Annotated in this window: 17 protein-coding genes; 13 read left to right on the top strand and 4 right to left on the bottom strand. The window is 63.5% G+C overall.

Annotated elements, in window-relative coordinates; genetic code table 11:
- The coding region (locus J4E58_RS22255; protein WP_207255329.1) for a hypothetical protein at positions 1-278 on the top strand (278 nt) is incomplete at its 5' end.
- Between the two features lie 48 nt (positions 279-326).
- Here the strand turns inward: J4E58_RS22255 and J4E58_RS22260 are convergent.
- Positions 327-1,820, bottom strand: coding sequence for a CoA-acylating methylmalonate-semialdehyde dehydrogenase (locus tag J4E58_RS22260; protein ID WP_007930704.1), 1,494 nt, complete (start codon positions 1,818-1,820; stop codon positions 327-329).
- A 140-nt stretch (positions 1,821-1,960) separates the two neighbouring features.
- Positions 1,961-3,310, bottom strand: a complete 1,350-nt coding sequence (locus J4E58_RS22265; protein ID WP_053259531.1) for an aspartate aminotransferase family protein — start codon at positions 3,308-3,310, stop codon at positions 1,961-1,963.
- A 126-nt stretch (positions 3,311-3,436) separates the two neighbouring features.
- Here J4E58_RS22265 and J4E58_RS22270 point away from each other — a divergent pair, with 126 nt between their 5' ends.
- From J4E58_RS22270 to J4E58_RS22300, 7 genes are all read left to right on the top strand, one after another.
- Positions 3,437-4,357 carry a LysR family transcriptional regulator gene (locus J4E58_RS22270; protein WP_007930700.1) on the top strand — a complete coding sequence of 307 codons (921 nt, stop codon included), beginning with the start codon at positions 3,437-3,439 and terminating at the stop codon, positions 4,355-4,357.
- Positions 4,358-4,489: 132 nt separating this feature from the next.
- Entirely contained in the window at positions 4,490-5,884 is a 1,395-nt protein-coding gene (locus J4E58_RS22275) for a uracil-xanthine permease family protein (RefSeq protein WP_087092518.1), read from the top strand.
- Between the two features lie 88 nt (positions 5,885-5,972).
- Positions 5,973-6,635, top strand: coding sequence for a TetR/AcrR family transcriptional regulator (locus J4E58_RS22280; RefSeq protein ID WP_007930696.1), 663 nt, complete (start codon positions 5,973-5,975; stop codon positions 6,633-6,635).
- A gap of 12 nt (positions 6,636-6,647) precedes the next feature.
- Positions 6,648-7,229: a YigZ family protein gene (locus J4E58_RS22285; protein ID WP_007930693.1), complete on the top strand. Its 582-nt coding sequence runs from the start codon at positions 6,648-6,650 to the stop codon at positions 7,227-7,229.
- A 551-nt stretch (positions 7,230-7,780) separates the two neighbouring features.
- Positions 7,781-9,346: an ABC transporter ATP-binding protein gene (locus tag J4E58_RS22290; RefSeq protein ID WP_087092519.1), complete on the top strand. Its 1,566-nt coding sequence runs from the start codon at positions 7,781-7,783 to the stop codon at positions 9,344-9,346.
- Positions 9,347-9,361: 15 nt separating this feature from the next.
- Positions 9,362-10,468, top strand: a complete 1,107-nt coding sequence (locus J4E58_RS22295) for an ABC transporter permease (RefSeq protein ID WP_087092520.1) — start codon at positions 9,362-9,364, stop codon at positions 10,466-10,468.
- Positions 10,468-11,394, top strand: a complete 927-nt coding sequence (locus J4E58_RS22300; RefSeq protein WP_007930689.1) for an ABC transporter permease — start codon at positions 10,468-10,470, stop codon at positions 11,392-11,394. The genes J4E58_RS22295 and J4E58_RS22300 overlap by 1 nt, the downstream gene beginning before the upstream one ends.
- A 40-nt stretch (positions 11,395-11,434) precedes the next feature.
- Here the strand turns inward: J4E58_RS22300 and J4E58_RS22305 are convergent, their stop codons facing one another.
- Complete coding sequence (locus tag J4E58_RS22305) at positions 11,435-11,866, bottom strand: hypothetical protein (RefSeq protein ID WP_087092521.1); 432 nt, start codon at positions 11,864-11,866, stop codon at positions 11,435-11,437.
- Between the two features lie 83 nt (positions 11,867-11,949).
- Between J4E58_RS22305 and J4E58_RS22310 the strand changes: the two genes are divergently transcribed.
- The 3 genes from J4E58_RS22310 (at position 11,950) to J4E58_RS22320 (ending at position 14,653) form a co-directional block, all read left to right on the top strand.
- Complete coding sequence (locus tag J4E58_RS22310; RefSeq protein WP_053259523.1) at positions 11,950-12,300, top strand: MerR family transcriptional regulator; 351 nt, start codon at positions 11,950-11,952, stop codon at positions 12,298-12,300.
- Positions 12,301-12,325: 25 nt separating this feature from the next.
- Entirely contained in the window at positions 12,326-13,009 is a 684-nt protein-coding gene (locus tag J4E58_RS22315) for an SDR family oxidoreductase (RefSeq protein WP_087092522.1), read from the top strand.
- A 285-nt stretch (positions 13,010-13,294) separates the two neighbouring features.
- Positions 13,295-14,653 carry an 8-oxoguanine deaminase gene (locus J4E58_RS22320; RefSeq protein WP_087092523.1) on the top strand — a complete coding sequence of 453 codons (1,359 nt, stop codon included), beginning with the start codon at positions 13,295-13,297 and terminating at the stop codon, positions 14,651-14,653.
- 68 nt (positions 14,654-14,721) lie between these two features.
- Here the strand turns inward: J4E58_RS22320 and J4E58_RS22325 are convergent, their stop codons facing one another.
- On the bottom strand, positions 14,722-15,813 hold the full coding sequence (locus tag J4E58_RS22325) for a calcium:proton antiporter (RefSeq protein WP_087092524.1): 1,092 nt from the start codon (positions 15,811-15,813) through the stop codon (positions 14,722-14,724).
- Between the two features lie 350 nt (positions 15,814-16,163).
- On the opposite strand from J4E58_RS22325, the gene J4E58_RS22330 reads away from it, so the two are divergent.
- The gene (locus J4E58_RS22330; protein WP_087092525.1) at positions 16,164-17,246 is read left to right on the top strand and encodes a BMP family ABC transporter substrate-binding protein; all 1,083 of its coding nucleotides are present in this window, start codon (positions 16,164-16,166) and stop codon (positions 17,244-17,246) included.
- 150 nt (positions 17,247-17,396) lie between these two features.
- Positions 17,397-18,362, top strand: a complete 966-nt coding sequence (locus J4E58_RS22335; RefSeq protein ID WP_087092526.1) for a 2-oxoglutarate and iron-dependent oxygenase domain-containing protein — start codon at positions 17,397-17,399, stop codon at positions 18,360-18,362.
- Positions 18,363-18,442 lie beyond the last annotated feature (80 nt).

The raw sequence follows: 18,442 nt of genomic DNA on the forward strand, positions 1-18,442 counted from the left end.
GGAATTCTACAGCGTTACACGCTGCTGTCAACACCTCTTTTTCTCCGCTTTCGACCGAGAAGATCGAATCGTTAACTCGGCGAAAACTGACTGCCGAATCAACTCCTTCGGGCTTCGATAAACTGAAGCGTAACCGCTGTCGAAAACCGCTTAACTCGTTGAATCTCAAGGAGTTTTCCGCTTCGACTGCGCCGGAAGTGGGGCGAATTATAGACTTCCAGAATCTGCCGTCAACACTTATTTTCACAAATCTGTCATATCAGTCAAAAAGCCCCTAAAAGCAAAGGCCGCCCCCAAGGGGGCGGCCTTTAATACCCTTCTACTTATTACAAGCTAGGGAAGGCGAACTGCGAGGCTTCATGACTGGCACGCTGTGGCCAACGTTGAGTGATCGCCTTGCGACGGGTATAGAAACGCACACCGTCCGGACCGTAGGCATGCAGGTCGCCAAACAGCGAACGCTTCCAGCCGCCGAAGCTGTGGTATGCCACCGGTACCGGCAGCGGTACGTTGACCCCCACCATCCCGACTTCAATCTCGTCACAGAATAGGCGCGCCGCTTCACCGTCACGGGTAAAGATGCAGGTGCCGTTGCCATATTCGTGATCGTTGATCAGTTGCATGGCCTCTTCCAGGCTGTTCACCCGCACGACGCACAGCACCGGCCCGAAGATCTCTTCTTTATAGATGCGCATTTCCGGGGTGACGTTGTCGAACAGGCAACCACCGAGGAAGAAGCCTTCTTCGTGACCCGGCACGCTCAGGCCACGACCGTCGACCACCAGCTTCGCGCCCGCCTTCACGCCATCCTCGACATAACCGCTGACCTTGTCCCGCGCCTGCCCTGTGACCAGCGGCCCCATGTCCAGGCCACAGGAAGTGCCGGCACCGATTTTCAGCGCCTTGATCTGCGGAACCAGCTTGGCCACCAACGCATCGGCCACCTGGTCGCCGACACACACGGCAACCGAGATCGCCATGCAACGCTCGCCGCAGGAACCATAGGCCGCGCCCATCAAGGCACTGACCGCGTTGTCCAGGTCGGCATCCGGCATCAGCACAGCGTGGTTCTTCGCGCCGCCCAGTGCCTGCACGCGTTTGCCGCGCTTGGTGCCTTCGGCGTAGATGTATTCGGCAATCGGCGTCGAACCAACGAAGCTCAGTGCCTTGACTTCCGGCGCTTCGATCAGCGCGTCCACCGCGGCCTTGTCGCCGTGCACCACACTCAGCACGCCTTTCGGCAGGCCGGCTTCCAGCAGCAGCTGGGCAATCAGCAGGGTCGAACTCGGGTCACGCTCGGATGGTTTGAGGATGAAGCAGTTGCCGCAGACGATCGCCAGCGGATACATCCACAGTGGCACCATCGCCGGGAAGTTGAACGGGGTGATGCCGGCAACCACGCCCAGCGGCTGGAAGTCGGACCAGGCATCAATGTTCGGGCCGACGTTGCGGCTGTACTCGCCCTTGAGGATTTCCGGAGCGGCACAGGCGAACTCGACGTTTTCGATACCGCGCTTGAGCTCACCGGCGGCGTCTTCCAGGGTCTTGCCGTGTTCTTCGCTGATCAGCTGGGCGATGCGCGATTCGTTCTGCTCCAGCAATTGCTTGAAGCGGAACATCACCTGGGCACGCTTGGCCGGCGGCGTGTTGCGCCAGGCCGGGAAGGCAGCCTTGGCGGCATCGATGGCGCTCTGGATGGTTTCGCGGCTGGCCAGCGGCAGCTTGTGGATCGCCTGACCAGTGGACGGATTGAACACATCGACCGCGCGACCACTCTCGGTCACCAGTTCACCATTGATCAAATGCGGGATAACGCTCATCGGGGAACTCCTGAAGTTGTCCACAGGCGCCCGCCAAGGGGCGCCTGCTCTATATAGATGACTTTGAATATGAGCCAAACCACGGTGGCGCCTATAAGTACGCCATCGCGAGCAAGCTCAGCTCCTACAGTTTTTGGGAATCAGTCGAGCTTGTTCAGCACTTCGCCGACGGCATCGAACAGACGATCCAGATCCTGCGGCTTGCTGTTGAAGGTCGGGCCGAACTGCAGGGTGTCGCCGCCGAAGCGTACGTAGAAACCGGCTTTCCACAGGGCCATGCCCGCTTCGAACGGACGCACGATGGCATCGCCATCGCGCGGGGCAATCTGGATGGCACCGGCCAGGCCGTAGTTACGGATGTCGATGACATTCTTCGTCCCCTTGATGCCGTGCAGTGCCTTCTCGAAATGCGGTGCCACGTCAGCGACGCTCTGCACCAGGTTTTCTTTCTGCAACAGATCCAGTGCCGCCAGACCGGCCGCGCAAGCCACTGGGTGCGCCGAGTAGGTATAGCCGTGGGGGAATTCCACCGCGTACTCGGGGGTCGGCTGGTTCATGAAGGTCTGGTAGATCTCGGAGCTGGCAATCACCGCGCCCATCGGAATCGCGCCGTTGGTGACTTGCTTGGCGATGCACATCAGGTCCGGGGTCACGCCAAAGCTGTCGGCACCGAACATCTTGCCGGTACGGCCGAAACCGGTGATCACTTCGTCGAACACCAGCAGGATATTGTGCTGGTCGCAGATTTCCCGCAGGCGCTTGAGGTAACCCTGTGGCGGCACCAGCACGCCAGCGGAACCGGCCAGAGGCTCGACGAACACCGCGGCGATGTTGGAGGCGTCATGCAGTTCGATCAGCTTGAGCAGTTCGTCGGCCAGGGCGATACCGCCCTGCTCCGGAATGCCACGGGAGAACGCGTTGCTTGCCAGCAGGGTGTGCGGCAGGTGGTCGACATCCATCATCGCCTGGCCGAACAGTTTACGGTTGCCGTTGACCCCGCCGAGGCTGGTACCGGCGATGTTCACGCCGTGATAGCCACGGGCACGGCCGATCATCTTGGTCTTGGTCGACTGGCCTTTCAGGCGCCAGTAGGCGCGCACCATTTTCACCGCGGTATCGGCGCATTCGGAACCGGAGTCGGTGAAGAACACGTGGTTCAGATTGCCCGGGGTCAGCGCGGTGATTTTCTCGGCCAGCTGGAACGACAGCGGGTGACCGTACTGGAAGCCTGGCGAGTAATCGAGGGTGCCCAGTTGCTTGGCCACCGCTTCCTGGATTTCCTTGCGGGTGTGGCCGGCGCCACAGGTCCACAGGCCGGACAGCGAGTCATAGACCTTGCGCCCCTTGTCGTCGACCAACCAGCTGCCTTCGGCGGCGACGATCAGGCGCGGATCGCGCTGGAAGTTGCGGTTGGCGGTGTAGGGCATCCAGTGAGCATCGAGCTTGAGCTGGCTGGCCAGGGAAGCTGGAGCGTTTTCATGCATGTTCATGGGGCAAAACCTCGCAGGGCAATAAGCGGCGCAGGGATCGGAAAGCGTTGTTGCAGCTAAGTTGCCACGGCTATAAAGTCGGTGAAATCCAACTTTTATAACCTTCAGTCAGTGGCCCACTAAACTATGAGCAGCCGTCGCGCCGACCCGCTGGCGCAAGTCAGCGACTTTGATATCCGCCTGCTGCGGATCTTTCGCAGCGTGGTCGAGTGCGGAGGCTTCTCCGCCGCGGAAACTGTGCTCGGCATCGGTCGCTCGGCCATCAGCCAGCAGATGAGCGACCTCGAGCAGCGTCTCGGCCTGCGCCTGTGCCAACGCGGACGCGCCGGTTTCTCGCTGACCGAAGAGGGTCGCGAGGTATATCAATCGGCCCTGCAACTGTTGAGCGCCCTGGAAAGCTTTCGTACCGAGGTCAACGGCCTGCACCGGCACCTGCGTGGCGAACTGATCATCGGCCTGACCGACAACCTGGTCACCCTGCCCCACATGCGCATCACCCATGCACTGGCGCAACTGAAGGAGCGCGGGCCGGACGTGCAGATCCAGATCCGCATGATCGCCCCCAACGAAGTCGAACAAGGCGTGCTCGACGGGCGCCTGCATGTCGGCGTAGTGCCCCAGGCCAGTGCCTTGTCCGGGCTGGAATACCAACCGCTGTACAGCGAACGCTCGCTGCTTTATTGCGCCGTCGGCCACCCGCTGTTTTATGTCGACGACAAGCAACTGGACGATAGGCGCCTCAACGAGCAGGACGCCATCGCCCCGACCTTCCGCCTGCCCGCCGAGATCCAGGCCCATTACCAGGCGCTCAATTGCACCGCCAGCGCTTCGGACCGCGAAGGCATGGCGTTCCTGATTCTCACCGGACGCTACATTGGCTACCTGCCGGACCACTACGCCAGCCTCTGGGTCCAGCAGGGACGACTGCGCGCGCTCAAGCCCGGCTCACGTTTTTATGACCTGAGCCTGGCATCGGTCACACGCAAGGGCCGTCGCCCCCATTTGGTGCTGGAAAGCTTCCTGGACAGCCTGGCGGCCACCCGCTGAAAAAACCTACGACACTATAAAAGCCCCGCCCCCATTGCCCCATAACGGCAAACACAGGCAATAACCTGAGCACATGGACAGCTTTTTGCAGGGCACGATGACCTTGAACCATCAGCCCTGAGTTCCCCGTCCATGCAGCCAGACACCTTGCGCCAAAGCGACCTGATCTACGGTCTCGACGATCGCCCGAAACCACTCGCCGCGATCCTCGCCGCCCTGCAGCATGTGCTGGCGAGTTTCGTCGGCATCATCACCCCGCCACTGGTGATCGGCTCGACCCTGGGCCTGGGCGCCCACCTGCCCTACCTGGTCAGCATGGCGCTGATGGTTTCCGGCGTCGGCACCTTCATTCAAGCGCGTCGGCCGTTCGGAATCGGCGCGGGGATGATCTGCCTGCAAGGCACCAGCTTTGCCTTCCTCGGCGCGGTGCTGTCCGCGGGTTTTCTGGTCAAGCAACGGGGCGGCAGCCCGGAAGACATCCTGGCGATGATTTTTGGCGTGTGCTTTTTCGGCGCGGCGGTGCAGATCGTCCTGAGCCGATTCATCGGCCAATTGCGCCGGGTCATCACCCCGCTGGTCACCGGCATCGTGATTACCCTGATCGGTGTCAGCCTGATCAAGGTCGGCATCACCGACCTGGGCGGCGGCTTCAATGCCGCGGATTTCGGCGCGCCGGGCAACCTGGCGCTGGGCCTGTTGGTGCTATTGACCATCATCCTGCTGAACCGCTCGAACACGCCCTGGGTACGGCTGTCGGCGATCATCATCGGCCTGGCCCTGGGCAGCCTCGCCGCCTGGTTCAGCGGCAAGCTGGTGCCCCAGGCGTTGCCCGACCTGCCGCTGATCAGCCTGCCGACGCCCTTCCGCTTCGGTTTCAGCTTCGACTGGACGGCGTTCCTGCCCGTGGCGCTGATCTACCTGATCAGCACCCTCGAAACCGTCGGCGACCTGACCGCCAACTGCATGCTCGCCCGCCAGCCCATCAGCGGCCCTTCTTATATAAGCCGGCTCAAGGGCGGCATTCTCGGCGACGGCGTCAGTTGCATGATCGCCGCGACCTTCAGCGCCTTCCCCAACACCACCTTCGCCCAGAACAACGGGGTGATTCAGCTGACCGGCGTGGCCAGCCGCCATGTCGGGCTGTACATCGGCCTGTTGCTGTTTTGCCTGGGCCTGTTTCCACTGATCGGCGCGGTGCTGCAGCAAATCCCCAAGCCAGTGCTCGGCGGCGCCACCCTGGTGATGTTCGGCAGCGTCGCCGCGGCCGGCGTGCGCATCCTCGCCCAGGCACCGCTGGACCGGCGCAGCATGCTGATCATCGCCACCTCCTTCGGCGTCGGCCTGGGGATCGCGGCGCAACCGAACCTGCTGCACCTGTTGCCCAAGGTGGTGCAGAACCTGTTCGACTCGGCGATCACCAGCGGCGGCCTGACCGCGATCCTCATGTGCCTGTTGCTGCCGGAAGATCGGGCCGCGCTGCGTAGCGCAAATCCGGCCGGCGAAAGCGACACCCTGGAACCGCTTTGAGGGTTTTCTGCCCATTAAGACTTGTCTGAGGCCTGTGGGTGCGCTATCAACGCACTGGTTGCACCCACAGAACAGCTCGGAAATGCCTATGACCCTTGAAGTCCCAGCCCACGCCGGCCCTCAAACCGCCAAGCCCGCCAGCCGTATTCGTCAGAAAAACGAAGAAGCGATCATCAAGGCCGCCGAAGACGAGTTCGCCCGTCACGGTTTCAAAGGCACCAGCATGAACACCATCGCGCAGAATGCCGGCCTGCCCAAGGCCAACCTGCATTACTACTTCACCAACAAGCTTGGGTTGTATGTCGCGGTGCTGAGCAACATCCTCGAGTTGTGGGACAGCACCTTCAACACCCTGACCGCCGAGGACGACCCGGCCGAAGCGCTGACCCGCTACATCCGCGCCAAGATGGAGTTCTCCCGGCGCCAGCCGCAGGCCTCGCGAATCTTCGCCATGGAGATCATCAGCGGCGGCGAATGCCTCAGCGAATACTTCAGCCAGGACTACCGCGCCTGGTTCCAGGGGCGCGCCGCGGTGTTCCAGGCCTGGATCGACGCCGGCAAGATGGACCCCGTGGACCCGGTGCACCTGATCTTCCTGCTGTGGGGCAGCACCCAGCATTACGCCGACTTCGCCACCCAGATCTGCCGCGTCACCGGTCGCAGCAAGCTGACCAAGCAGGACATGGAAGACGCCGGCAACAACCTGATCCGCATCATCCTCAAGGGTTGCGGTCTCAAGCCTGCCTTATAAAGAACACAACGCATGCCCTTTACCCTCGCCGGCCTTTGCGAATACCGCGAAGAGATTCGCAAAAGCCGCTTTATCGCCCTCGCCGCGCCAATCAGCAGCGCGACCGAGGCCCAAGCCTTTATCGAACGGCACAGCGATCCCAATGCCTCCCACAACTGCTGGGCCTGGAAACTCGCCGAGCAATACCGCAGCAGTGATGACGGCGAGCCCGGCGGCACCGCCGGCCGCCCGATCCTCGCGGCCATCGAAGCCCAGGACTGCGATCAGGTCGCGGTCCTGGTGATTCGCTGGTACGGCGGCATTCAGCTGGGCACCGGCGGCCTGGCCCGCGCCTATGGTGGTAGCGCCAACAAATGCCTGCAAGGCGCCGAACGCATCGAACTGATCAGCCGCGTAGCCCTGCGTTGCGCCTGCAGCTTCAGCGAGCTGGCACTGGTCAAGCTGCGGGTCGCCGAACTCGGCGGGCTGCTGGTCGAGGAACACTTCACGGCCAACGGCGTAGAACTGCAACTGGCCCTGGGCGAAAGCCAGATCGCCACCTTACAAAGCCAGCTGGCCGACCTGAGTCGCGGGCGCATCCTCTTGCAGCGCTGAGCGCACCAATACGCACCAACGCCTCGAAATCATCCTGTGCACAACGGCCCGGTGGATAGCCGACTTGCCCACACCTGCTGTGCACCCGACTGTGGATAACCTGAGCACACTTGCCTGTAACCCTTCTGTCACGTGGCTTTGCAGCGATTGCTCACTTTTCAGCCAATCACCCGCCAAAAACATATTTTTCAAATTAAAACAGTAAGTTAGCGTGGTTTATCGCTTTTAGAAGAAAGCCACACAGTGCTTATGCCCGGCCTTCGGGCTTGCACACAAATACTGTGGAACAAGCTGTGGATAACCCGTGCAAGGCTGCGCCAGCCGCATAGAGCGCAAGGCTTGCAGGCACCTGATCATTTTTCGACCAGACCGTTCGGGCAAAACCGCCGCCGTTTCAAGCTCCTTGCCCTGAACTGGTGCCGAATAGCGGTGCAGGTAACGAGCAAAGGGGGCACGAGGCCGCAGTTCATCGGGGTCTCGGTAGTTTCCTGACTCACTGGCCAGGAAATTGCTTTATCCACCGGCATAACGTTCAGCAACCCGAGTCCGTCATGCCCAACCCTGTTCCCATCCCCGCTGCAACACCCCGCCTGCAACTGCGCGGAATAACCAAGCGTTATCCCGGTTGCCTGGCCAACGACGGGATCGACCTGAGTATCCAGCCGGGGGAAATCCACGCCCTGCTCGGTGAAAACGGCGCCGGCAAAAGCACCCTGATGAAAATCATCTACGGGGTGACCCAGGCCGACTCGGGCGAGGTGATCTGGCAGGGACAGCATCAGCTCATGCGCAATCCGGCCCAGGCGCGCAGCCTGGGGATCGGCATGGTGTTCCAGCATTTCTCGCTGTTCGAGACCCTGACCGTGGCGCAGAACATCGCCCTGGCCATGGGCACCGCGGCCGGCACACCGAAGCAGCTGGAGCCGAAGATCCGCCAGGTCTCGCAGCGCTACGGCATGGCCCTGGAGCCGGAACGCCTGGTGCACAGCCTGTCCATCGGCGAACGCCAGCGGGTGGAGATCATTCGCTGCCTGATGCAGGACATCCGCCTGCTGATCCTCGACGAGCCGACCTCGGTGCTGACGCCCCAGGAAGCCGACGAACTGTTCGTCACCCTGCGCCGCCTGGCCAGCGAGGGCTGCAGCATTCTGTTCATCAGCCACAAGCTCGGCGAAGTCCGCGCCCTGTGCCACAGCGCCACGGTGCTGCGCGGTGGACGGGTGGCCGGGCACTGCATACCCGCCGAATGCTCGGACCAGGAACTGGCGCGGCTGATGGTCGGCGAAGCCGCGAGCCTGATCACCGATTACCCGAAGGCCAAGGGCGGCGAGGCCTTCTTGCAGGTACAGAAACTGTCCTGGCCCAATCCGGACCCGTTCGGCTGCTCGCTCCAGGACATCGACCTGGACGTGCGCAGCGGTGAAATCGTCGGCATTGCCGGGGTCGCCGGCAATGGCCAGGACGAACTGCTGGCCCTGCTCAGCGGCGAACAGCATCTTGGCCGTACCGCCGCTTCCACCCTGCGCTTCGCCGGCCAGTACGTTGCCCATTTGCATCCCGATGCCCGCCGCCGACTGGGCCTGGCGTTCGTCCCGGCCGAGCGCCTGGGCCACGGCGCCGTACCGGAACTGAGCCTGGCGGACAACGCCCTGCTGACCGCCTTCCAGCATGGGCTGGTGAGCAACGGCCTGATTCAGCGCGGCAAGGTGCTGGCCTTGGCCGAGGACATCATTCGCCGCTTCGCGGTGAAAACGCCGGACAGCCAGACCGCCGCCCGCAGCCTGTCCGGCGGCAATCTGCAGAAATTCATCCTCGGCCGGGAAATCCTCCAGCGCCCCAGGCTGCTGATCGCCGCGCACCCGACCTGGGGCGTCGACGTCGGCGCCGCCGCGACTATCCATCGGGCCCTGGTGGCCCTGCGCGATGCGGGCGCGGCGATCCTGGTGATCTCCGAAGACCTCGATGAACTGTTCCAGATCAGCGATCGCCTGGCGGCCCTGTGCAGCGGTCGCCTGTCGGCCCTCAAGGCCACCGCGGACACCAGCCTGGTCGAAGTCGGCGGCTGGATGGCCGGCCAGTTCGATACCCCCGTCCACCTATCCGCTCAGCCAGCGTAACGGAGCTGTTTATTTATGCTGCTTTCTCTCGAACCCCGCGGCCAGCAATCGCGCCTGATGCTCTGGTGCTCGCCGCTGTTGGCCGCCGCCCTGACCCTGGGCTGTGGCTCGTTGCTGTTCGTCGCCCTGGGCCACGACCCGCTGGAAACCCTGCACACCTTGCTGATCGCCCCGATCAGCGACCTGTATGGCGTCTCCGAACTGTTGGTCAAGGCCCTGCCGATCCTGCTCTGCGCCCTCGGCCTGGCCGTGGCTTACCAGGCACGGATCTGGAACATCGGCGCCGAAGGCCAGTTGCTGCTCGGCGCCCTGGCCGGCAGCGCCCTGGCGGTGAACATCATCGACCTGCAAAGCCGCTGGGCGCTGGTGCTGATCCTGCTCACCGGCACCCTGGCCGGCGCCGCCTGGGCCGGCCTCACCGCCTGGTTGCGCACGCACTTCAACGCCAATGAAATCCTCACCAGCATCATGCTCAACTACATCGCCCTGAACCTGCTGCTGTACTGCGTGCACGGGCCGCTGAAAGACCCGGCCGGGTTCAACTTCCCCGAGTCGGCGATGTTCGGCGATGCCAGCCGCCTGCCGCTGCTCCTGGAAGACGGCCGGGTGCATGCCGGGGTGTATTTCGCCCTGCTGGCCCTGGTGGCGGTGTGGGTGCTGCTGCAAAAAAGCTTCGTCGGTTTCCAGATCAAGGTGCTGGGGCTGGACAAGCGCGCCGCCGGCTTCGTCGGTTTTCGCGAGAAGCGCCTGATCTGGCTGGCGCTGCTGATCAGCGGTGGGCTGGCCGGCCTGGCCGGGGTGTGCGAAGTCACCGGTCCCATCGGCCAGCTGGTGCCCCAGGTATCGCCCGGCTATGGCTATGCGGCGATCACCGTGGCCTTTCTCGGCCGCCTGCACCCGATCGGCATTCTGTTCTCCAGCCTGCTGATGGCGCTGCTGTACATCGGTGGCGAGAACGCGCAGATGAGCCTCAACCTGCCGCAAGCCATCACCCAGTTGTTCCAGGGCATGATGCTGTTCTTCCTGCTGGCCAGTGACGTGCTGATTCTCTATCGGCCGCGCCTGAACCTGCGCTGGGCACGTCGCGCCGCCAACCCTTGCGTGCAGGCAGGAGCGCTGTGATGGATATCGATCTGTTGAGCAATATTTTCTACGCCATGATCCGCTGCGGTACGCCGCTGCTGCTGGTGGCCCTGGGCGAACTGATCTGCGAAAAGAGCGGCGTCCTCAACCTCGGCCAGGAAGGCATGATGCTGTTTGGCGCGGTGATCGGTTTTATCGTCGCCCTGAACAGCGGCAACCTGTGGCTCGGCGTGCTGCTGGCGATGCTCGCCGGGATGCTGCTGTCATCGCTGTTCGCCCTAGTGGCACTGGTGTTCAACGCCAATCAGGTGGCCACCGGCCTGGCCCTGACCATCTTTGGGGTCGGGCTGTCGAGCTTCGTCGGCGCCAGTTGGGTCGGTAAACCGCTGGCCGGATTCGAGCCCATGGCGATTCCGCTGCTGAGCGAGATCCCCTTGATCGGGCGCATGCTGTTTGCCCAGGACCTGCTGGTCTACCTGTCCTTCGCCCTGTTCGCCCTGGTGGCCTGGGTGATCCTGAAAAGCCGGGTCGGCCTGATCATCCAGGCGGTCGGCGAAAACCCCGACGCGGCCAGCGCCATGGGCCTGCCGGTGCTGCGGGTACGCACCCTGGCGGTGCTGTTCGGCGGCGCCATGGCCGGCCTGGCCGGGGCATACCTGTCCCTGGCCTACACACCGATGTGGGCGGAAAACATGAGCGCCGGGCGCGGCTGGATCGCCCTGGCGCTGGTGGTGTTCGCCAGCTGGCGGGTGTGGCGCCTGCTGCTCGGCGCCTACCTGTTCGGCCTCGCCAGCATCCTGCATCTGGTGGCGCAAGGCCTGGGCCTGGCGGTCCCCTCGAACCTGCTGGCGATGCTGCCGTATGCCGCGACCATCCTGGTGCTGGTGCTGCTGTCCCGGGATGCGCTGCGCACCCGCCTGTATGCGCCGGTTTCGCTGGGGCAACCGTGGCAGGCGGGGCGATAGGTAGCGTTCGGGCGGGCGTTATCGCGGGCAAGCCTCGCTCCTACGGAATCCCTGGCAAGGGGTCGAGGCGTCTGTCCTGCTCGCGAACCGGCCACAACTGCGCCACCGCCCAGGCCAGCTCGAAAAACAGGATCACGCCGATCAAGGCCGTGCCACCCTGGGCCAGGGCGTAGATCTGCCAGGTGGCGAACAGCAGCCGGCCGGTGGCATCGTAGCGTCCGAAGGCCAGCTGCGGATCGCGGATGCGCAGCACCGACCACACGCAGACGATCGAGCCCATCAGGTTGACCATCAGCATGTGCATGGGCTCGAACGGCGGCAGTGCGCCGGGCAGGTCGAGGGCCTGGCTCCACTGCTGCATCAGGCCGTGCAGGGCGAGAAAGCTCCAGGGGGTGACAAAGGCGGCGGTGACGATCAGGTCGTACCAACCGCTGGCCCGCACCAATTGACGGTATTGCGCTGTGCTCCACATAAAGGATCGCTCCGGATATTCAAGGAGCACATAAGCTAAAGCCTGGAGTATGCTCCAGGGTCAAGCCCTTCCGAGACTCCAGCATGCGCATCGGTGAACTTGCCCAGGCCTGCGCCGTCAGCCGCGATACCCTGCGCTTCTACGAGCAGCGCGGGTTGATCGCGGCGCAACGCAGCGCCAACGGCTATCGTGAATACCCCAGCGACATGGTGCAGCTGGTGCTCTACATCAAGACCGCGCAGCGCCTGGGCTTCAGCCTCGGCGAGATCGGCAGCAGCGTTGCCGCGATCTGGCATGCCAGCGATCCGGACAGCGCCGTGACGCAACTGCTGCAAGACAAACTGACCCTGATCGAGACCCGAATCAGCGAACTGGGCGAGTTGCGCCAGGAGCTGCGACAACGGCTCGGCCAGCGTTGCCCATTAAATCCATGATCTTCACTCATCAAGGAATCCCCGCATGTCTACGCCAAAAACCGCACTGATCATCGGCGCCTCCAGAGGCCTGGGCCTGGGCCTGGTGCAACGTCTGCTGGACGCTGGCTGGCAGGTCAGCGCCACCGTGCGCAACCCGCAAAAAGCCGAGGCGCTCAAGGCCCTGGGCCCGGTCCGTATCGAGCAACTGGACATGGACGACCAGCAGGCGGTGATCGCCCTGAACCAGAAGCTCAAAGGCGAAGTGTTCGACCTGCTGTTCGTCAACGCCGGGGTCAAGGGGCCGGACGACCAGACGCCAGGCAAGGCGACCCTGGCGGAAGTCGGCCAGCTGTTCTTCACCAACGCCGTGGCGCCGATCAACCTGGCCCAGCGTTTCCTCCCGCAGATCCGTCCGGATAGCGGCGTGCTGGCGTTCATGAGTTCGGTGCTGGGCAGCGTGACCATGCCCGACGCGCCGGAGCTGGCGCTGTACAAGGCGAGCAAGGCAGCACTGAACTCCATGACCAACAGCTTCGTCACCCAGCTCGAGCAGAAGCTCACCGTGCTGTCGCTGCACCCGGGCTGGGTGAAGACCGACATGGGCGGCGAAGGCGCGGACATCGACGTCGAGACCAGCACCCGCGGCCTGATCGAGCAGATCAATGCCTATACCGGCAAGGGCGGGCACCATTTTGTCAACTACAAGGGCGAAACCATTCCCTGGTAAGCCTGCACCTGTAGCCGCTGCCAGAGACTGCGATAAGGCGCGAAGAGCCTTCCCGCGGCTGACATCGCAGCGCCCACTGCGTGGTCGAACGCAGCCTTCGGCAGCGGCTACAGGACGTCATCGCGGGCTAGCCTTGCGCCTACGGAGGGCGAGCTGGCCAGCGATAGACCGCAACGCGGTCTCGCCGTAAACTGCACCCCGCGTCGATCCTGACGCCCCTGGATCAGCAGACAGGGCAACACTGAGCTGGCTAACCTGAACCCACTTTCAGAGGAGCCGGCCATCATGCCTGCGACCCGTACCTGGTTAAAGAATCCCCTCGCCATTTTCACTGGCAATGCCCTCGACGCCCGTGGTGGCCTGGTGCTGCAAGACGGCCTGATCGTCGAAGTGCTCGGCGCCGGCCAGCAACCCGCCCAGCCCTGTGGACAGGTCTTCGATGCCCGCGAGCATGTGCTGCTGCCGGGGCTGATCAACACCCATCACCACTTCTATCAGACCCTGACCCGCGCCTGGGCGCCAGTGGTCAACCAGCCGCTGTTCCCCTGGCTGAAAACCCTGTACCCGGTCTGGGCCCGGCTGACCCCGGAGAAACTCGCCCTGGCCAGTAAAGTGGCGCTGGCCGAACTGCTGCTGTCGGGCTGCACCACCGCCGCCGACCACCACTACCTGTTCCCCGAAGGCCTGGAAAACGCCATCGACGTGCAGGTGGCCAGCGTGCGCGAACTGGGCATGCGCGCCATGCTCACCCGCGGCTCCATGAGCCTCGGCGAAGCGGATGGCGGCCTGCCGCCGCAACAGACCGTGCAACAGGGCGAGGTGATTCTCGCCGACAGCCAGCGGCTGATCGCCGAGTACCACGAACGCGGCGCCGGCGCGCAGATCCAGATCGCCCTGGCGCCCTGCTCGCCGTTCTCGGTGACCCCAGAGATCATGGCGGCCAGCGCCGAGCTGGCGGCAAAACTCGACGTGCGCCTGCACACCCACCTGGCGGAAACCCTCGACGAGGAAGACTTCTGCCTGCAACGCTTCGGCCTGCGCACCGTGGACTACCTGGACAGCGTCGGCTGGCTCGGCCCGCGGACCTGGCTGGCCCACGGCATCCATTTCAACCCGGATGAAATCGCCCGCCTCGGGGCCGCCGGGACCGGCATCTGCCATTGCCCGAGCTCCAACATGCGCCTGGCCTCGGGCATCTGCCCGACCCTGGAACTGACCGACGCCGGCGTGCCCGTCGGCCTGGGCGTGGATGGCTCGGCCTCGAACGACGCCTCGAACATGATTCTCGAAACCCGTCAGGCCCTGTACCTGCAGCGCCTGCGCTACGGCGCCGAAAAGATCACCCCGGAGTTGGTGCTGGGCTGGGCCACCCAGGGTTCGGCACGGCTGCTGGGGCGCAGCGATATCGGCGAGCTGGCCGTGGGCAAGCAGGCCGACCTGGCGCTGTTCAAGCTCGATGAGCTGCGCTTCTCCGGCAGCCATGATCCGTTGTCGGCGTTGCTGCTGTGCGGCGCGGACCGGGCGGACCGGGTGATGGTCGGCGGCCAGTGGCGGGTGATCGACGGGCAGGTCGAGGGCCTGGATCTGAGGGGCTTGATTGCCGATCACAGCCAGGCGGCCCGGCAGCTGATCGCCGGCGCCTGACACCGGACGCGTTCGCGGGCAAGCCACGCTCCATGCATCTGTAGGAGCGAGGCTTGCCCGCGAAGCTTTTACAGCCCCAACAACGACAACATGATGAAGGTCGCGAACAGCACGAAGTGGGTCATGCCTTCGATGGCATTGGTCTCACCGTCATTGAGGTTGATCGCGCTGACGATCAGGGTGATGAAGATCATCACCGTCTGCACTGGGGTCATCGCCATCTGGAACGGCTGGCCGGTGTAGAGCGCCATCGCCTCCATCACCGGCACCGTCAGGATCACCGTCGACAACGACGCGCCCAACGCAATGTTGACCACCGACTGCATGCGATTGGCTAACGCCGCGCGCAGGGCCGTGAGGATTTCCGGCGCCGCGGAAATCGCCGCCACCAGGATCGCCGTGATCACCGGCGGCGCGCCCGTGCCTTCCAGCCCCAGGTCGAGGGTCTTGGACATCACCTCCGCCAACGCGCCGATCAGTACCACGCCGAACACCAGGGTGGCGATGGAAAACGCCAGGCTGACAGGCGCCGACTGATCTTCTGTCGGTTCTTTCTTGCGGCGTTTTTCCGGGTAGCTGTAGCTGAAGAAGTAGCTGTGGGCGCCGACCTGCATGCGCAGGAACAGGGTGTACAACAGCACCATGGCGCCAATGGTGAAGGCCGAGTAGAGCTTCCATTTCGACTCGGGAATGAACTCCGGCACTACCATCGACACGCCCATGGCGGTGAGGATCATCACACTGTAGGAACGCGCCGAGTCGTCGTTGTAGGCCTGCTCGCCATGCTTGATCCCGCCCATCAGCGCGGCCAGGCCGAGGATGCCGTTGATGTCGAGCATCACCGCCGAATAGATGGTGTCGCGCACCAGGGTCGGCGAGGCCTCGTTGCTCATCATGATCGCCAGGATCACCACCTCCACCAGGACCGCGGCCAGGGTCAGGATCATGGTGCCGTAGGGGTCGCCGACCTTCTCCGCCAGCAGCTCGGCGTGATGGGCGACGCGCATCGAGGCCGCGACAATAAAACCGATCAGCACCAACCCCGAGATCAGCGCCACGCCCTGGCCGCTGTTGAGCAGCGCATGCTCCAGCGGATAGGCAACCAGCGCCGCGAGCAGCGCCAGCAGCAGAAAACTTTCTTGCTTGAGTGAAGTGAACATTGCAGTCCTTTGACCGGATAAATCGAGCAGAAAGAGATGAGCTAAAGACTGCATGGAGTCACTAATGTTTCGTTACACCTTAGTGCACCAGGGGTTGGCATGAAGTGGACGTGGCGCACCGGGTTAGCTCTTGGGCGGCCTTGAGATTGATCGCGGGCAAGCCTCGCTCCTACAGGTTTTACGCCATGCCGGATCCCATGATCGCCGCGACTCTGTAGGCGCGAGGCTTGCCCGCGAAGGCTTCACCCTGGTCTCCGAAGATTTTGTTGTCCTGTTGGTCAGCTATTTGCATTGAGCCATTCAAGCCTTAGAGCCCAGCCACGCCCCACAACAAAATGGAGTCCGGATTCATGCATAAACGTCCGTTGCAAAAACTGCTGTGCGCCCTCACCGCGGCCATCGGCCTGAGCGTCTCGCTGGGCGCCAGCGCCGCCGATCCGTTGAAGGTCGGCTTCGTCTATATCGGCCCGATCGGCGACCACGGCTGGACCTATCAGCATGAACAGGGGCGCCTGGCGCTGGTGGAGAAGTTCGGCGAGCAGATCAAGACCAACTATGTGGAGAACGTTGCCGAAGGCGCCGACGCCGAGCGGGTGATCCGCAACATGGCCAAGGATAAGTACGACCTGATTTTCACCACCTCCTTCGGCTACATGAACCCGACCCTGAAAGTCGCCAGGCAGTTTCCCAAGACCACCTTCGAACACGCCACCGGCTACAAGCAGGACAAGAACCTCGGCACCTACCTGGCCCGCACCTATGAAGGTCGCTACGTCGGCGGTTTCCTCGCGGCGAAGATGACCAAGAGCAAGAAGGTCGGCTACATCGCCTCCTTCCCGATCCCGGAAGTGATCCGCGACATCAACGCCATCCAACTGGCCCTGAACAAATACAACCCGGGCACCGAGATCAAGGTGGTGTGGGTCAACTCCTGGTTCGACCCGGGCAAGGAAGCCGACGCCGCCAATGCCCTGATCGACCAGGGCGCCGACGTGATCTTCCAGCACACCGACAGCCCGGCGCCGATCCAGGCCGCCGAACGCCGTGGCGTGTACGCCGTGGGCTACGCCTCGGACATGGCCCACTTCGGTCCGAAAGCGGTGCTGACCTCCATCGTCAACAACTGGGGCCCGCACTACATCCAGGCCACCCAGGGCGTGCTCGACCACAACTGGAAATCCCAGGACTACTGGGGCGGCCTGAAGGAAGGCACGGTCCAATTGCCGATCAGCGACCTGGTGCCGGCCGACGTCAAGCGTGAGGCCGAGCAGATCATCGCCGACATCAAGAGCGGTGCCTTCCACCCGTTCACCGGGCCGATCAAGGACCAGGCCGGCGTGGAAAAACTCGCCGCCGGGGTCAGCGCCAGCAATGCAGAGCTCGCGTCGATGAACTATTACGTGGAAGGCATGAAGGCCGACATTCCGAAATGACTCGCCTGTAGCCGCGGCCGCGGGTTGCACCAAGTTCCGAAGGTCCTTTGCTCGATATCCAGAGCACGCCCCCTTCGTCGGAGTGCCGCCCAGATCGAACGCAGCCTGTGGCAGCGGCTACAGGGCAGTGAGTACCTTGAGAGCATTTATATGAACCAGCTGCCAATCATCGACATCAGCCCGCTCTACGGCGACGACGCCCAAGGCTGGAACAGCGTCGCCCAGCAGATCGACCGTGCCTGCCGCGAGTGGGGGTTCTTCTATATCCAGGGCCACCCGATCACCTCCGGGCGCATCGGCCAGTTGCTCGACGCCGCCCGGCATTTCTTCGCCCTGCCGGCCGCCGAGAAACTCAAGATCGATATCACCCAGACCCGCCACCATCGCGGCTATGGCGCGATCGCCACCGAGCAACTGGACCCGGACAAACCCAGCGACCTCAAGGAAACCTTCGACATGGGCCTGCACCTGCCGACCGAGCATCCCGAAGTGCTCGCGGAAAAACCGTTGCGCGGCAGCAACCGGCACCCGGATATCGCCGGCTGGGAAACCCTGATGGAGCAGCATTACCTGGACATGCAGGCCCTGGCCCAGACCCTGCTGCGGGCCATGACCCTGGCCCTGGGCATCGAGCGCGATTTTTTCGACCGCCGCTTCAAGGAGCCGGTCAGCGTCTTGCGCCTGATCCATTACCCGCCGCGGCATACCGCCAGCAGCGACGAACAGCAAGGCGCCGGCGCCCACACCGACTACGGCTGCATCACCCTGCTCTACCAGGACAGCGCCGGCGGCCTGCAGGTGCGCAACGTCCAGGGCCAGTGGATCGACGCCCCGCCCATCGAGGGCACCTTCGTGGTCAACCTCGGCGACATGATGGCGCGCTGGAGCAACGACCGTTACCGGTCGACGCCGCACCGGGTGATCAGCCCGCTGGGGGTGGACCGCTACTCGATGCCGTTCTTCGCCGAACCCCATCCGGATACCCGCATCGAATGCCTGCCCGGCTGCCAGGATACCGGGCATCCGCCGAAGTACCCGGTCACCACCTGCGCCGAATTCCTCTTGTCGCGGTTCGCCGATACCTATGCCTATCGCCGGGAACCGCAAGCGTCCTGATCGCCCGGCTGGTCAGGTTTTGCCGAATCGTCCGCGTGCGCCTGTAGAATGCCTGCCCTTATGGGCGCGACTGGAACCTG

The sequence above is a fragment of the Pseudomonas sp. FW305-25 genome (assembly GCF_017351415.1).
Taxonomy (GTDB): Bacteria; Pseudomonadota; Gammaproteobacteria; order Pseudomonadales; family Pseudomonadaceae; genus Aquipseudomonas; species Aquipseudomonas chlororaphis.

Bases quoted from the DNA above. Each gene is read 5' to 3' on its own strand.
- J4E58_RS22295 (WP_087092520.1), top strand. From the start codon at position 9,362: ATGCTGCTTTCTCTCGAACCCCGCGGCCAGCAATCGCGCCTGATGCTC.
- J4E58_RS22310 (WP_053259523.1), top strand. From the start codon at position 11,950: ATGCGCATCGGTGAACTTGCCCAGGCCTGCGCCGTCAGCCGCGATACC.
- J4E58_RS22335 (WP_087092526.1), top strand. From the start codon at position 17,397: ATGAACCAGCTGCCAATCATCGACATCAGCCCGCTCTACGGCGACGAC.
- J4E58_RS22305 (WP_087092521.1), bottom strand. From the start codon at position 11,866: ATGTGGAGCACAGCGCAATACCGTCAATTGGTGCGGGCCAGCGGTTGG.
- J4E58_RS22325 (WP_087092524.1), bottom strand. From the start codon at position 15,813: ATGTTCACTTCACTCAAGCAAGAAAGTTTTCTGCTGCTGGCGCTGCTC.
- J4E58_RS22265 (WP_053259531.1), bottom strand. From the start codon at position 3,310: ATGAACATGCATGAAAACGCTCCAGCTTCCCTGGCCAGCCAGCTCAAG.
- J4E58_RS22320 (WP_087092523.1), top strand. From the start codon at position 13,295: ATGCCTGCGACCCGTACCTGGTTAAAGAATCCCCTCGCCATTTTCACT.
- J4E58_RS22330 (WP_087092525.1), top strand. From the start codon at position 16,164: ATGCATAAACGTCCGTTGCAAAAACTGCTGTGCGCCCTCACCGCGGCC.
- J4E58_RS22280 (WP_007930696.1), top strand. From the start codon at position 5,973: ATGACCCTTGAAGTCCCAGCCCACGCCGGCCCTCAAACCGCCAAGCCC.
- J4E58_RS22315 (WP_087092522.1), top strand. From the start codon at position 12,326: ATGTCTACGCCAAAAACCGCACTGATCATCGGCGCCTCCAGAGGCCTG.
- J4E58_RS22290 (WP_087092519.1), top strand. From the start codon at position 7,781: ATGCCCAACCCTGTTCCCATCCCCGCTGCAACACCCCGCCTGCAACTG.
- J4E58_RS22270 (WP_007930700.1), top strand. From the start codon at position 3,437: ATGAGCAGCCGTCGCGCCGACCCGCTGGCGCAAGTCAGCGACTTTGAT.
- J4E58_RS22275 (WP_087092518.1), top strand. From the start codon at position 4,490: ATGCAGCCAGACACCTTGCGCCAAAGCGACCTGATCTACGGTCTCGAC.
- J4E58_RS22285 (WP_007930693.1), top strand. From the start codon at position 6,648: ATGCCCTTTACCCTCGCCGGCCTTTGCGAATACCGCGAAGAGATTCGC.
- J4E58_RS22300 (WP_007930689.1), top strand. From the start codon at position 10,468: ATGGATATCGATCTGTTGAGCAATATTTTCTACGCCATGATCCGCTGC.
- J4E58_RS22260 (WP_007930704.1), bottom strand. From the start codon at position 1,820: ATGAGCGTTATCCCGCATTTGATCAATGGTGAACTGGTGACCGAGAGT.